Raw genomic sequence first — 13,216 nt, 5'->3', positions numbered from 1 at the left:
TACGAAGCCACGACGGGTTCACCCCGCCACGGGGTACATGGCGCCCCGCCGCCCCTCCGGAGACGCCAGCCACTCCAGCTTCGCCGCGGTGTTCGCCTCGTCCAGCGGGGCGTGCAGCACGATCATCAGATCGGGCCTGGCCGGCACCTTCATCACGGTCGACTCCACGACCAGCAGCCCGACCACCGGGTGGTCCAGCTCCTTGCGGACCTGCCCCTGGTCCTCGATGTCCCGCTCGGCCCACAGCGCCCGGAACTCGGGGCTGCGGGCCGACGCCTCGGCCAGCACCGACTGGAACCCCTCGTCGTCCGGCCGGGCCGCGCACGCCGCCCGGAACTGCGCGACGACCGTGCGGGCGTTCCGCTCCCAGCTGCTGCTGCGCGACCGGTACAGCGGATCGGCGAAGAAGTCGATCAGGCAGTTCTGCGTGTTGTCCGGCCGCATCCCGAGCACGAGGGCCGCGGCGTCGTTGTACATCACGCAGTTGTAGTACACGTCCATGATGTGGGCCGGGTACGGCATCCAGGTGTCGATCAGCCTCCGCAGCCCGTCGCACATGTCCCGCTTCTCGGGCGCCACTTGGGGCGCCGGCGGGTTCAGTCCGGCCAGCAGGTACAGATGCCGGCGTTCGGCGTCGCTGAGCCTGAGCACCCGGGCCACGGCGTCGAGGACCTGCGGGGAGACGGAGATGTCCCGGCCCTGCTCCAGCCACTGGTACCAGGAGGCGCCCACACCGGCGAGCACCGCGACCTCCTCCCGGCGCAGTCCGGGCGTACGCCGCCGGCCGCCGCCGCCCGGCAGTCCGGCCTCCTCGGGTCTGACCCGGGCCCGCCGGCTCATCAGGAACTCGCGCAGCTCGTTCTGCCGTTGACTCCTCGTCGCCCCCACAGCCGGCACGTACCGCTCCTCCCCCGTCGTCTCTGGTGGTACCACCACCACCATAAGTTCCGACTCCCCACCCGTATTCCGATCACCCGATGCTCGTCGCATGGCGATCGACACCACCACCCCACCGTCCGCGTCCACGGACGCACCGCTCGGCACCCCCCGGCTGTCGACGCGTGACAAGCTCGTCCTGTTCGTCCTGTGCGCGGCCCAGTTCATGGTCGCGCTGGACTTCTCCGTCCTCAACGTGGCCCTGCCGGACCTCGGCGACGACCTCGGCATGAGCCAGTCCGCCCTGCAGTGGGCGGTCACCGCGTTCGCGCTGCCTTCGGGCGGCTTCCTGCTCCTGTTCGGCCGCATCGGCGACCTGTACGGCCGCCGCAGGCTGCTCCTGACCGGTCTGGGCCTGTTCGGCGCGGCCTCGCTGCTGGCGACGCTGGCCTGGGACCCGGCGTCCTTCCTCGCGGGGCGGGCGCTGCAGGGCCTCGCCGCGGCGGCGATCGTGCCGGCCGGCATGTCGCTGCTGACCACCACCTTCCCGGAGGGCCCGGCCCGGGACCGCGCCCTCGGCATCTCCGGCACGCTGCTGTCGCTGGGCTTCACCATCGGCATGGTCGCGGGCGGTGTGCTGACGGACACGCTCGGCTGGCGCTCCACGATGGCCCTGCTGACGGTGTTCGCGCTGGTCGTCCTGCCGCTCGCGCCCGGTCTGCTGCCGGAGTCCCGCACGCCTGAGCGCCCCCGGCTGGACGTGCCCGGAGCGGTCACCGTCACCACCGGTCTGCTGTCGCTGATCTACGCCCTGTCCACGGCCGCCGACCACGGCTTCGGCCGGACGGACGTCGTCACCGCGCTGATCGCCGGCCTGCTGCTGCTCACCGCGTTCGCCGTGATCGAGTCCCGTTCGGCGTCCCCCCTCGTCTCGCTCCCCATGCTGCGCCGCCGCACGGTGGCCTGGGGCAATGTGGGCGGTCTGGTCACCTTCTCGATGATGTCGACGGTGATCTTCGTGCTGACCCTGTACCTGCAGGAGGTCCTGCACCTGTCGGCCTTCGAGACGGGCCTGGTCTTCGGCGTCCAGGGCCTGCTGTCGGCCGTCGCCGGCACGCTCGCGGCGAGGGTCGTCGGCCGCTTCGGCGCCCGTCGCACCCTGGTGGGCTCGCTGGCCGGTCAGGGCACGCTGGTGGCGGCCCTGGTCCTGCTGAACGACCGCAGCTGGTCGGTGTGGCTGGCCACGGCCGCCGTGTCGCTGGCGAGCATGTGCCACCTGGGCGCGATCATCTCGTACGGGATCACCGTCACCTCCGGTGTCCCGGACGAGGAGCAGGGCCTGGCCACCGGCCTGGTGACCTCCACCCAGCAGGTCGGCCTCACGGTCGGTATCCCGCTGCTGGGCGTGCTGGCCACCACCTCGGACGACCTGCTGAGCGGGGCGCACACGGTCCTCGCCCTGGACGCGGGCGTGGTCCTCGCCGCGGCCGTCCTGGTCGGTCTGGGCCTCAGGTCACGGACGGTCCAGCCGCAGCCGCTCGGCGCGCGGTAGGCCGGCGACGACCAGGTCGTACGAGTCCTCGACCAGCTCCCGGACCAGCCGGTCCGGGAGTCCGCCGTCGGCCGTCACGGTGTTCCAGTGCCGTTTGTTCATGTGCCAGCCGGGGACGATCAGCCCCTCGTGCTCGCCGCGCAGCCGGATCGCGTCCTCCGGATCGCACTTGAGGTTGACCGTGAGGGGCCGCGCGTCCAGGTTCGTCAGCGCGAACATCTTGCCCAGCACCTTGAAGACCGAGGCCTCCGGGTTGAAGGGGAAGTCCTCCACGACCGCGTTGAAGGACAGGCAGAGGGCGCGCAGCTCCCGGGGGCTCACTCGGGTTCGTCCTTCTCGGCGGCGGGCACGGGCACCGGCTCCACCAGCACCGTGACGATCTTGTTGCGGCGGCCGGCGGCGGCCTCCGCGGTCAGCCGCAGGCGGCGTCCGTCGGGCAGGTCGACCGCGGCGGAGGCGCCGGCGATGGGTACCCGGCCGAGCGCCTTGGCGAGCAGTCCGCCGACGGTCTCCACGTCCTCGTCGTCGTACTCTTCCAGGCCGTAGAGCTCGCCGAGGTCGGTGATGTCCAGGCGGGCCGTGACCCGGTAGCGGTCGTCGCCGAGGTCCTCCACGGGCGGGAGCTCGCGGTCGTACTCGTCGGTGATCTCGCCGACGATCTCCTCCAGGATGTCCTCGATGGTGACGATCCCGGCGGTGCCGCCGTACTCGTCGATGACGACGGCGACGTGGTTGCGTTCCTTCTGCATCTCCCGCAGCAGGTCGCCGGCGTTCTTGGTGTCGGGCACGAACACGGCCGGGCGCATGGCCGTGGACACCAGGTCGCCCTCCGCCTCCCGGTTGATGTGCGTCTTGCGGACCAGGTCCTTCAGGTACACGATCCCGACGATGTCGTCCTCGTTCTCGCCGGTGACCGGGATCCGGGAGAACCCGGAGCGCAGGGCGAGGGTGAGGGCCTGCCGGATGGTCTTGAAGCGCTCGATGGTGACCAGGTCGGTCCGCGGCACCATCACCTCGCGCACCAAGGTGTCGCCCAGCTCGAAGACGGAGTGCACCATGCGGCGCTCCTCGTCCTCGATCAGCGACTCCTTCTCGGCGAGGTCGACCAGCGCGCGCAGTTCCGCCTCGGAGGCGAAGGGGCCGCGCCGGAAGCCCTTGCCGGGTGTCAGCGCGTTGCCGATGAGGATCAGCAGCGAGGGGATGGGCCCCATGATCCGGGCCAGCGGCAGCAGCGCGTACGCCGCCACGGTGGCCGTGTTGAGGGGGTGCTGGCGGCCGATGGTGCGCGGGGAGACGCCGACGGCGACGTACGACACGAGCACCATCACGCCGATGGCGACCAGCAGCGCCTGCCAGGTGGCGTCGAACTCCTGGAGACAGGCGTAGGTCACCAGCGCCGCGGCGGCCATCTCACAGGCCACCCGGACCAGCAGGGCGACGTTCAGGTAGCGGGTGGGGTCGGCGGCGATCTGGGCGAGCTTGGCGCTGCCCCGCCGGCCGGACTTCACGGCCTCCTCGGCGCGGAAGCTGGAGACGCGCGCAAGGCCCGCCTCCGCACAGGCGGCGAGCCAGGCCACGACGACCAGCGCGATCGCGCCGACGACGATCTGCGGAGACATACGGCCCGCTTACGAGACGGTCGGCGCCGGGGACGGCCCGGTCAGACCGTGCTCGGACCGCCACCCGTCCACGATGGCGGCCTGGAGCCCGAACATCTCGGCCTTCTCGTCGGGCTCCTCGTGGTCGTACCCGAGCAGGTGCAGCACGCCGTGCACGGTGAGCAGCTGGAGCTCCTCGTCCATGGAGTGCTGCGTGGGAGCCTCCGCCCCCTGCTTGGTGGCGACCTCCGGGCACAGCACGATGTCACCGAGCAGTCCCTGCGGCGGCTCGTCGTCGTCCTTCGACGGCGGCCGGAGCTCGTCCATCGGGAACGACATGACATCGGTCGGACCCGGCAGGTCCATCCACTGGATGTGCAGCTGCTCCATGGCGTCTTCGTCCACGACGATCACCGAGAGTTCGGAGAGCGGGTGGATGCGCATCCGAGCGAGCGCGTAGCGGGCGATGTCGAGGATCGCCTGCTCGTCTACCTCGGTGCCGGACTCGTTGTTGACGTCGATCGACATGGTGGTGCCGTGTCTCTACTTCCCCTTGTGCCCGGACCGGCCCCGGCCGCCCTTGTGGGTGCCGTTCTCGGTGCCGTGCTTGCTGTCGTACACCTCGTACGCGTCGACGATACGGCCCACCAGCTTGTGCCGTACGACATCGTGGGACGACAGCCGGGAGAAGTGGACGTCCTCGACGCCCTCCAGGATCTCCTGCACCTGGCGCAGACCGGACTTGGTGCCGCCCGGCAGGTCGACCTGCGTCACGTCACCGGTGATCACGATCTTCGAGTCGAAGCCGAGGCGGGTGAGGAACATCTTCATCTGTTCGGGGCTCGTGTTCTGGGCCTCGTCCAGGATGATGAAGGCGTCGTTGAGCGTGCGGCCGCGCATGTAGGCGAGCGGCGCGACCTCGATCGTGCCCGCGGCCATCAGCCTCGGGATGGAGTCGGGGTCGAGCATGTCGTGCAGCGCGTCGTACAGCGGGCGCAGGTACGGGTCGATCTTCTCGTAGAGCGTGCCGGGCAGGAAGCCGAGCCGCTCACCGGCCTCGACCGCGGGACGGGTCAGGATGATGCGGTTGACCTGCTTGGACTGCAGGGCCTGCACGGCCTTGGCCATGGCCAGGTAGGTCTTGCCGGTGCCGGCGGGGCCGATGCCGAAGACGATCGTGTGCTTGTCGATCGCGTCGACGTACCGCTTCTGGTTGAGGGTCTTGGGACGGATCGTGCGGCCGCGCGAGGACAGGATGTTCTGCGTCAGCACCTGCGCCGGGGTCTCGGGCCCGTCGCTCGTCCCGTTGTCGCTCGCCTTGAGCATGGCGATCGAGCGTTCCACTGCGTCCTCCGTCATCGGTTGCCCGGTGCGGAGCACCAGCATCATCTCGTCGAACACGCGCGAGATCAGGGCGACGTCGGCCGGGTCGCCGACCGCGCTGATCTCATTGCCCCGGACATGGATGTCGGCCGCCGGGAAGGCCCTCTCGATGACGCGCAGGAGAGAGTCGCCGGAACCCAGCACGGTCACCATGGGGTGCTGGGCGGGGACGGTCAACTGCGCTCTCGCCTGCTCCTGCGCAGGGGTGTGAGCTGTGGGTGTCTGTGTCATGGGCCGGCGCTGAAGGCCTGCGCTTCCTCCTCGTCACGGCCGCGTAGCTGAGGGCGGCCTCGCGACTCCAGGGTACGACGGTGGACTGACAACACCCCAGGCCTTTTCCCGCACCCACCTCACACCCCACACCCGGCCACTCCTCGGCAGACCGAGCCGGAAACCCGCCCCATCCCCCCGGGGGCGTCAGCCGGACCGGCCGAACCCGATCGTCGGCACCGCCCGCCGCAGCGGCCACGGCCGGTCCAGCCGCTCCGGCACCAGCCCCTCCAGAAACGCGTACCGCTCCAACGCCCTCGGCTCCTGCCCCGGCAAGGACTGCACGCGCCGCCACCACGCCCCGATCTCCGACCACCCCGGCGCCGACAGCGACCCCCCGAACTCCTGCACCGACAGCGCCGCCGTCAGCCCCGCGAAGGCCAGCCGGTCCGCCAGCGGCCACCCCGCCAGGGAACCCGTCACGAACCCGGCGACGAACACGTCCCCCGCCCCGGTCGGATCCAGCGCCTCCACGGCGATCGCCGGCACCTCGGCCGCCTCCCCCGTGCGCCGGTCCACCGCGTAGGCCCCCTCCTCCCCGAGGGTCACCACGGCGACCGGCACGTACGCGCTCAAGGCGTGCGCGGCCACCCGCGGGCAATCGGCGCCGGTGTACCGCTTCGCCTCCTCCGCGTTGGGCAGGAACGCCTCGCAGTGCTCCAGGTCGGCGAGGCCGGAAAGATCCCACGCACCCGTCTCGTCCCAGCCGACGTCGGCGAAGATGCGGGTGCCCGCACGGGCCGCCCCGGCGATCCACGGCGCGCTGCGCCCCGGCGTGAGGGAGGCGACGGCGGCCCGCGCGCGGGGCGGGCGGGCCGGGATCCCGTCCGGGACGAACGCGGTGCCGGGCGGCGGCTCGTGCCCGTGGGAGACCATCGTCCGCTCGCCCTCGTAGGCCATGGAGACGGTCACCGGGGAGTGCCAGCCGGGCACGGTCCGCGAGGCCGAGAGATCGATGCCCTCGCCCTGCTCCAGCGCGTCCCAGCAGTACTCGCCGTAGTGGTCGTCGCCGAAGGCCGCGGCGAGGGCGGTCCGCAGGCCGAGCCGGGCCAGGGCGGCGGCCATGTTGGCGACCCCGCCGGGGCTGGAGCCCATGCCCCGGGCCCAGGACTCGGTGCCGCGGACCGGTGCCGAGTCCAGGCCGGTGAAGATGATGTCGAGGAAGACCGTGCCGGTGAGGTAGACGTCCCAGGGCGGGTCTCCGGGGGCGCGCAGCGCGGCGAGCGGGTCGACCTGTGTCTGGCGGCGCGCTGCCTGTGTGAGGTGTTCCGGTTCCTCTCCGGCGAGGGTGTGTGACGGCGTCACGGTGCGCTCCCTGGCGTGGTGCGGTTCTGGCCAGTGTGCACCAGGTCACGCTCCGGGACGCCCACGCGACGGTCACCAGCGGGGCATCACCGGTGTCCGCCAGTGCGGTTCGGCCGTCCGCATCGCCGCCGCGTCGTCGCGGTCCCGCAGCCAGCCGTCGTCCTCGGCCCACCGCCGGTGCAGCCGGGCGAGTTCGTCGCGGTCCAGCTCGACGCCGAGGCCGGGCGCGTCGGACACGGCGACCCGGCCGTCCACGAAGACGGCCCGCTCGGTGAGGACGTCCTCGGGCTGCCACGGGTAGTGGGAGTCGCAGGCGTGGTGGAGGCCGGGGACCGTGGCGGCCACCTGGGTCATCGCGGCGAGGCTGATGCCGAGATGCGTGTTGGAGTGCATGGACACCCCGACCCCGAAGGCGGCGCAGACCGCGGCGAGCCGCTGGGTGTTGCGCAGCCCGCCCCAGTAGTGGTGGTCGGAGAGCACGACCTGCACGGCGTCGCGCGTGAACGCCTCCTTGATCTCGCCGAAGGTGGTCACGCACATGTTGGTGGCGAGCGGTACGTCCGTGGCCGCGGACACCTCGGCCATGGCGGGCGTGCCCAGCGTGGGGTCCTCCAGGTACTCCAGGACGTCGCCGAGTTCCTTCGCCACCTTCAGCGAGGTGGCGACGGACCAGGCGCCGTTGGGGTCGAGCCGCAGCGGGTGTCCGGGGAAGGCCTCGGCGAGGGCGCGGACGGCCGCGATCTCCTCGTCGGGCGGGAAGACCCCGCCCTTGAGCTTGAACGAGCCGAATCCGTGCCGCTGCCGGAGCCGGCGGGCCTGTTCCACCACGCCGGCCGGGTCGAGCGCGGCGCCCCACTCGTCGGGCTCGGCGGGGACGCCCGCGGGGTGGGCGGCCCATTTGTAGAAGAGGTAGGCGCTGTACTCGACCGCGTCCCGCACCTTGCCGCCGAGCAGCGCGTGCACGGGCAGGCCGAGCGCCCTGCCCTGGGCGTCGAGGCAGGCGACCTCGAAGGCGGAGAGCACGGACAGCCGCAGTTTGCCGGCGCTCTGCACTCCGCGCAGTCCGCCGGCGTCCGTCCGGCCCTCCACCCGGGAGGCGTCCACGGCGAGGTCGATCCCGAAGAGCCCGTTCACATCCATGACCGACCGGCCGGTGAGCCGTTCGGCCAGCGCCCGGGCCGGCTCCAGGTACTTGGTGTCGCCGTAGGTCTCCCCGACCCCGGTGATCCCGTCGGCGGTGACGATCTCCACGATCAGCCGGGGGGTGTACGGCTGGTGCACGCCCTGGGTGTTGAGCAGTGGCGCGTCGGCGACCAGGATCGGGGTCAGCCGCACCTCGGCGATGGTCAGGTCACGGGTCACAGAGCGGCTCCCACGAGGTCGAGTCCGGCGGTGAGGAGGGCCTTCAGCTCGGCGAGGTCGGCGGGCGAGGGGTCGGCGAGCGGGGCGCGCACGGGTCCGACGCGCTGCCCGCGCAGCCGGGCCGCCGCCTTCACCAGGGACACGGCGTATCCGGGCGCGCGGTCGCGGAGTTCGACGAACGGGACGTAGAACTCGCGCAGCAGCCTGTCGACGGTCTTGTGGTCGTCGTCCCGCAGCGCGGTGAAGAAGGCGCCGGCGATCTCGGGGGCGAAGGCGTGGACGGCGGAGGAGTAGGCGGGGACGCCGACGGCGGCGTAGGCGCGGGCCTGGATCTCGGCGGTGGCGGCTCCGTTGAAGAAGAGGAAGCCGTCGGGGGCGGCGAGGGTGAGGCGCTGCAGCCGGTCCAGGTCGCTGTGGCCGTCCTTGACGCCGATGACGTTCGGGATGCGGGCGATGCGCCGCAACGTGGTCACGTCGTAGGCGACCTGGCCGCGCTGGTAGGCGATCAGCGGCAGCCGGGTGCGGGCCGCGAGCCGCTCCAGCTGGGCGGCGAGGCCGTCCTGCGGGGCGTCGGTCAGATAGTGCGGCAGCACGAGCAGGGCGTCGGCGCCCGCCTCCTCGGCGATCCGCGCGAACCGGGCGGCCTGCGCCCAGCCGTATCCGGTGCCGGCCACCACGGGCACCCGGCCCGCCGCCTCCTCGACGGCGACGGTGACGACGGTCCGGTACTCGTCCTCGTCCAGCGAGAAGAACTCGCCGGTGCCGCAGGCGGGGAAGAGGGCGCCGGGGCCGGCCGCCAGCCGGTCGGCCGCGTGGGCGCGGAAGCCGTCGGGATCGAGGGTGCCGTCGTCGTGGAAGGCGGTGAGCGGGAAGGAGAGCACGCCGTGCGCCATCCCCTCCCGCAGTCGCCGCGCCGTGTTCTGCGGAGCCGGGTCGCCGCCCACCTGACCATCTCCCCTTATGAATAGCGTCTATGTATGAGAACTCAGGCTAGAGAGGTGAACGAGCGGCCGTCAATGACGGGACACCCGGAAGCACCTCTCCCGGCCTGACGGCGGGGGGCACCCGGAGCCCGGAAGCACACGCTTTTACCCGGCCCCGACGGACCCAAACGCCAGCGTGACCCGGATCACAGCCCCCGATCTTCTTCCGGAACCACGTGCTTGATACAACTTGCTCGCGCGTTCCTGTCCGTCGACGGTCGTCGCCCCAACCCCCTTTTCCGAGCCGCTCCTTCCGCCTGCCCTGGGAACGCCCGTGTCCGCCCCCCGCACCCTGCCCCGGCCCCTCGTCGCCCTGTTCACGGCCGGGTACCTCGCCCCCTACCTGCTGCCCACCACCGTCGGCAGACTCGACGGCGGACTCCCGCTCACCGCCACCCAGGCCGGCGCCATCGGCAGTGCCCTGTTGCTGAGTTCGGCGACCGCGGGCTTCCTGCTGGCCTCCCGGGTCGACCGGATCGGCCCCCGCGCCCTCGCCCGCGCCGGGCTGGCGCTCGCCGCCCTCGGCTACGGCGGCGCCGCCCTCACCGGCGCCGTACCGGCCGTCGTCGCGGGCGCGGTCGTCGGCGGTCTCGGGTCCGGCACGGTCACGGCGGTCGCCGCGAGCGGCATCGCCGCCCAGCCTGATCCGCACCGGGTCACCACGCGGGGCCTGCTCGGCGTCTCCGCGCTCGCGGGCGCCCTGTATCTGACGATCCCGCACCTCGGCCCCGGCCACGGTCTCCCGCTGGCCGCCCTCGCGCTGACCGCGCTCGCCGTCTGGCCGCTCACCGGCCGGCTGACCGGCCGTACCGCCCCGGCCCGCACGACCGTCGTGCACGGCAGACTCCCGCACCCGCGGGCCGGACTGCTGCTGGCCGCCGCGATGCCGTTCTGGTCCCTGGCCCAGAACTCGCTGTGGGGGGTCAGCGGCCGGATCGGACTCGATCAGGCCCGGCTCTCCGAGGTCACCGTCGGCGCGGTGTTCGCGGTCGCGCTGGGCGCCGGACTCGTCGGGGTCATCGGCGCGGGCGCCCTCGGGCAGCGGCTGGGCCGGGGCGTGCCCATCGGTGCCGGCACGGCACTGATAGCGGGGTGCATCGCGCTCAGCGCCTCCGCGCGGGACCTCCCCGCCTTCGCGGCGGGCGAGATCTCCTGGAACCTGCTGTACCCCGTCGTCCTGTCGTACGTCATCGGCCTCGCCGCCTCCCTCGATCCGCGCGGCCGCTGGGCGGTCCTGGTCGGCTCGGCGTCCTCGCTGGGGACGGCGGCGGGACCGCTGGCGGGGAGCGTGCTGGCGGCGGGCGCGGGCTTCCCGGTGATGGGCAGGGTGCTCGGCGCCGGGCTGCTGCTGATCGCCGTACCGATGACGGTGGTGGCGCTGCGGGCCGGCAGGCGTCCCCGGACCGTCCTGGAGATCCCCGTCGTGGAGATCCCCCTCGCGGAACGCGCGGCCAGGGACGTCCCGGTGGCCCAACTCCCGGTCGTGGAGGTGCCGGTGGAGACGCCCGTCGTGCCCGCGCAGCGCGCTTACGACACCGCGTCGCCGAACTCGTAGGCGTCGACCTCGGCGAGATAGCGGGCCCTGCGCTCCTCGTCGTCCTCCAGGAAGGAGGCGAGGAAGGAGTTGCGGGCCAGCTCGCGCAGCCGGTCCTCGCTCAGGCCCAGGGTCTCCCGCACCGCGCGGAAGTTGTCCCCCGCGTACCCGCCGAAGTACGCCGGGTCGTCGGAGTTGACCGTGCACAGCAGGCCCGCGTCGAGCATGGCCGGCAGCGGATGGTCGGCCAGGGTGTCCACGGCACGCAGCCGGACGTTGGACAGCGGGCACAGCGTGAGCGGGATCCGCTCCCGGACCAGCCGCTCGACCAGGACGGGATCCTCCAGGCAGCGCAGACCGTGGTCGACGCGCTCCACGCCGAGCACGTCCAGCGCCTCGGTGATGTACTCCGGCGGCCCCTCCTCACCGGCGTGCGCGACCCTGCGCAGGCCGAGCGCGGCGGCGGTCCGGTACACGTCCCGGAACTTGAGCGGCGGGTGCCCGACCTCGGCGGAGTCCAGGCCGACGCCGGTGATCCGGTCCAGGTACGGCGTCGCGGCCTGCAGCGTCTCCAGCGCCGAGTCGGCGGACTCGTCGCGCAGGAAGCACATGATGAGCCGGGTGGAGACGCCGTGGTTCCGCTCGCTGTCGCCGAGCGCCCGCCACAGCCCCTCCACGACCGTGCCGAGGCTCAGGCCCCGCGCGATGTGGGCCTGCGGGTCGAAGAAGATCTCCGCGTGCCGTACGCCCTGCGCGGCCGCCCGGGCGAGGTAGGCGTCGGCCAGGTCGGCGAAGTCCTGCTCGGTGCGCAGGACCGCCATCAGCTCGTAGTACAGGTTCAGGAAGGACTGGAGGTCCTTGAACCGGTAGGCCTCGCGGAGTTCCTCGGTGTCCGCGAACGGAAGCCTCACGCCGTTGCGGGCGGCCAGCTCGAACGCCAGCTCCGGCTCCAGGGTGCCTTCGATGTGGAGGTGCAGTTCTGCTTTCGGGAGGGGCATCAAAGCATCGTACGGGTGGTTTACCGCCGTTTCGGAACCGGCACCCGCAGCAGGTCGTACGCCACCGTCAGCTCCCCCTCGAACCCGGCCGCCCGCGCCTGCCGCTCGAACTCCTCGGGCTCGGAGTAGCGCTGGCTGAAGTGGGTCAGGACGAGGTGCCGCACGCCGGCGTCCCGGGCCACGGCAGCGGCCTGTCCGGCCGTCAGATGCCCGTGCTCGACGGCCAGGTCCTCGTCCTCGTCGAGGAACGTGGACTCGATGACGAGCAGGTCGCAGCCCTCCGCGAGCGCGTGCACGCCGTCGCAGAGCCGGGTGTCCATGACGAACGCGAACCGCTGCCCGCGCCGCACCTCGCTGACGTCCTCCAGCGTCACGTCCCCGAGCCGTCCCTCGCGCTGGAGACGGCCCACGTCCGGGCCCCTGACGCCGTGCGCGGCGAGCCGCTCGGGCAGCATGCGGCGGCCGTCGGGCTCGACCAGGCGGTAGCCGAAGGACTCGACCGGGTGGGAGAGCCTGCGGGCCTCCAGGGTGTAGGACCCGGTCACCGCGAGGGGGCCGTCGTCGGCCACCGGGGCCTCGGTGACGCCGACCGTCTCCCGGTAGGCGGTCGCGTGGCGCAGGCGGTCGAAGAAGCGCTGACCGGAACGCGGGTAGTGCGCGGTGACCGGGTGCGGCACCTGGTCCAGGTTGATCCGCTGGATGACTCCCGCGAGGCCGAGGGAGTGGTCACCGTGGAAGTGCGTGACGCAGATCCGGTTCAGGTCGTGGGCGGCGACCCCGGCGCGCAGCATCTGCCGCTGTGTGCCCTCGCCGGGGTCGAACAGGATGCCCTCGCCGTCCCACCTCAGCAGATAGCCGTTGTGGTTGCGGTGCCGGGTCGGAACCTGGCTGGCGGTGCCGAGGACCACCAGTTCACGGACGGACATACCGAGTTACCCGGGCGGCCACTGCAGGCCACGGCCACCGAGGACGTGGGCGTGGGCGTGCCAGACGGTCTGTCCGGCGCCGCTGCCGGTGTTGAAGACGAGGCGGTAGCTGTCCAGCTTCTCCTCGTCGGCCACGGCCTTGGTCTCGGCGAGGACGTCGGCGGCCAGCTGCGGTGCCTCGGCGGCGAGCGCGGCGGCGTTCTCGTAGTGGGCCTTGGGGATCACCAGGATGTGGGTGGGGGCCTGGGGGTTTATGTCCCGGAAGGCGACGGTGGTGTCTGTCTCACGGACGATCGTCGCCGGGATCTCACCCGTGACGATCTTGCAGAACAGGCAGTCGTCCTGCGGCTCGCCGGCCATGCGTGTGCCTCCTCAGTGATCAATACCGTGGGCATCGTAGTCGTTCGGGTGCGGGGCCGTGGAGGGCCC

The 13,216-nt window shown here is 72.3% G+C and carries 13 protein-coding genes; 2 read left to right on the top strand and 11 right to left on the bottom strand.

Going from position 1 to position 13,216, the window contains the following annotated elements:
* Window positions 1-18 precede the first annotated feature (18 nt).
* Complete coding sequence (locus tag FHS34_RS02560; protein ID WP_225817440.1) at window positions 19-840, bottom strand: helix-turn-helix transcriptional regulator; 822 nt, start codon at window positions 838-840, stop codon at window positions 19-21.
* Between the two features lie 148 nt (window positions 841-988).
* Between FHS34_RS02560 and FHS34_RS02555 the strand changes: the two genes are divergently transcribed.
* Window positions 989-2,428 (top strand): MFS transporter, encoded by a 1,440-nt coding sequence (locus tag FHS34_RS02555; RefSeq protein WP_184960067.1) that lies wholly within the window; start codon window positions 989-991, stop codon window positions 2,426-2,428.
* Here the strand turns inward: FHS34_RS02555 and FHS34_RS02550 are convergent.
* From FHS34_RS02550 to FHS34_RS02520, 7 genes are all read right to left on the bottom strand, one after another.
* A complete protein-coding gene (locus FHS34_RS02550) occupies window positions 2,390-2,749 on the bottom strand; it encodes an MmcQ/YjbR family DNA-binding protein (protein ID WP_184960053.1) in 360 nt (119 codons plus the stop codon). The genes FHS34_RS02555 and FHS34_RS02550 overlap by 39 nt on opposite strands.
* A complete protein-coding gene (locus FHS34_RS02545; protein WP_184960051.1) occupies window positions 2,746-4,047 on the bottom strand; it encodes a hemolysin family protein in 1,302 nt (433 codons plus the stop codon). Before FHS34_RS02545 ends, FHS34_RS02550 begins: the two co-directional genes overlap by 4 nt.
* A gap of 9 nt (window positions 4,048-4,056) precedes the next feature.
* Complete coding sequence (gene ybeY, locus FHS34_RS02540; protein ID WP_184960049.1) at window positions 4,057-4,554, bottom strand: rRNA maturation RNase YbeY; 498 nt, start codon at window positions 4,552-4,554, stop codon at window positions 4,057-4,059.
* Between the two features lie 15 nt (window positions 4,555-4,569).
* A complete protein-coding gene (locus FHS34_RS02535; RefSeq protein WP_184960047.1) occupies window positions 4,570-5,640 on the bottom strand; it encodes a PhoH family protein in 1,071 nt (356 codons plus the stop codon).
* Window positions 5,641-5,826: 186 nt separating this feature from the next.
* Window positions 5,827-6,984, bottom strand: a complete 1,158-nt coding sequence (locus FHS34_RS02530; protein WP_184960045.1) for a carbohydrate kinase family protein — start codon at window positions 6,982-6,984, stop codon at window positions 5,827-5,829.
* Between the two features lie 72 nt (window positions 6,985-7,056).
* Window positions 7,057-8,346, bottom strand: coding sequence for a glucarate dehydratase family protein (locus FHS34_RS02525; protein WP_184960043.1), 1,290 nt, complete (start codon window positions 8,344-8,346; stop codon window positions 7,057-7,059).
* Window positions 8,343-9,239: a 5-dehydro-4-deoxyglucarate dehydratase gene (locus FHS34_RS02520; RefSeq protein ID WP_221508512.1), complete on the bottom strand. Its 897-nt coding sequence runs from the start codon at window positions 9,237-9,239 to the stop codon at window positions 8,343-8,345. The genes FHS34_RS02525 and FHS34_RS02520 overlap by 4 nt, the downstream gene beginning before the upstream one ends.
* Before the next feature lie 364 nt (window positions 9,240-9,603).
* Here FHS34_RS02520 and FHS34_RS02515 point away from each other — a divergent pair, with 364 nt between their 5' ends.
* On the top strand, window positions 9,604-10,884 hold the full coding sequence (locus tag FHS34_RS02515) for an MFS transporter (protein WP_184960039.1): 1,281 nt from the start codon (window positions 9,604-9,606) through the stop codon (window positions 10,882-10,884).
* Here FHS34_RS02515 and FHS34_RS02510 read toward each other — a convergent pair.
* From FHS34_RS02510 to FHS34_RS02500, 3 genes are read right to left on the bottom strand one after another with little or no spacing between them, the layout of a single operon-like run.
* Window positions 10,857-11,861, bottom strand: coding sequence for an adenosine deaminase (locus tag FHS34_RS02510; RefSeq protein WP_184960037.1), 1,005 nt, complete (start codon window positions 11,859-11,861; stop codon window positions 10,857-10,859). The two genes, FHS34_RS02515 and FHS34_RS02510, sit on opposite strands and share 28 nt — an antisense overlap.
* A gap of 20 nt (window positions 11,862-11,881) precedes the next feature.
* Window positions 11,882-12,787, bottom strand: coding sequence for a ribonuclease Z (locus tag FHS34_RS02505; RefSeq protein ID WP_184960035.1), 906 nt, complete (start codon window positions 12,785-12,787; stop codon window positions 11,882-11,884).
* Between the two features lie 6 nt (window positions 12,788-12,793).
* The gene (locus tag FHS34_RS02500; RefSeq protein WP_184960033.1) at window positions 12,794-13,147 is read right to left on the bottom strand and encodes a histidine triad nucleotide-binding protein; all 354 of its coding nucleotides are present in this window, start codon (window positions 13,145-13,147) and stop codon (window positions 12,794-12,796) included.
* Window positions 13,148-13,216: the final 69 nt, after the last annotated feature.

Origin of the sequence: Streptomyces echinatus (assembly GCF_014203595.1) — a bacterium.
In the GTDB taxonomy this organism is placed as follows: domain Bacteria; phylum Actinomycetota; class Actinomycetes; order Streptomycetales; family Streptomycetaceae; genus Streptomyces; species Streptomyces echinatus.
The sequence above is the reverse complement of the archived record's forward strand: the minus strand, read 5'-3'. Positions and strand labels throughout refer to the sequence as shown.

What these genes read in the sequence shown, in the direction of transcription:
- FHS34_RS02500 (WP_184960033.1), bottom strand. Translation starts at nt 13,147, where the DNA reads ATGGCCGGCGAGCCGCAGGACGACTGCCTGTTCTGCAAGATCGTCACG.
- FHS34_RS02560 (WP_225817440.1), bottom strand. Translation starts at nt 840, where the DNA reads ATGAGCCGGCGGGCCCGGGTCAGACCCGAGGAGGCCGGACTGCCGGGC.
- FHS34_RS02545 (WP_184960051.1), bottom strand. Translation starts at nt 4,047, where the DNA reads ATGTCTCCGCAGATCGTCGTCGGCGCGATCGCGCTGGTCGTCGTGGCC.
- FHS34_RS02510 (WP_184960037.1), bottom strand. Translation starts at nt 11,861, where the DNA reads ATGCCCCTCCCGAAAGCAGAACTGCACCTCCACATCGAAGGCACCCTG.
- FHS34_RS02535 (WP_184960047.1), bottom strand. Translation starts at nt 5,640, where the DNA reads ATGACACAGACACCCACAGCTCACACCCCTGCGCAGGAGCAGGCGAGA.
- FHS34_RS02555 (WP_184960067.1), top strand. Translation starts at nt 989, where the DNA reads ATGGCGATCGACACCACCACCCCACCGTCCGCGTCCACGGACGCACCG.
- FHS34_RS02505 (WP_184960035.1), bottom strand. Translation starts at nt 12,787, where the DNA reads ATGTCCGTCCGTGAACTGGTGGTCCTCGGCACCGCCAGCCAGGTTCCG.
- ybeY (WP_184960049.1), bottom strand. Translation starts at nt 4,554, where the DNA reads ATGTCGATCGACGTCAACAACGAGTCCGGCACCGAGGTAGACGAGCAG.
- FHS34_RS02520 (WP_221508512.1), bottom strand. Translation starts at nt 9,239, where the DNA reads ATGGCGCACGGCGTGCTCTCCTTCCCGCTCACCGCCTTCCACGACGAC.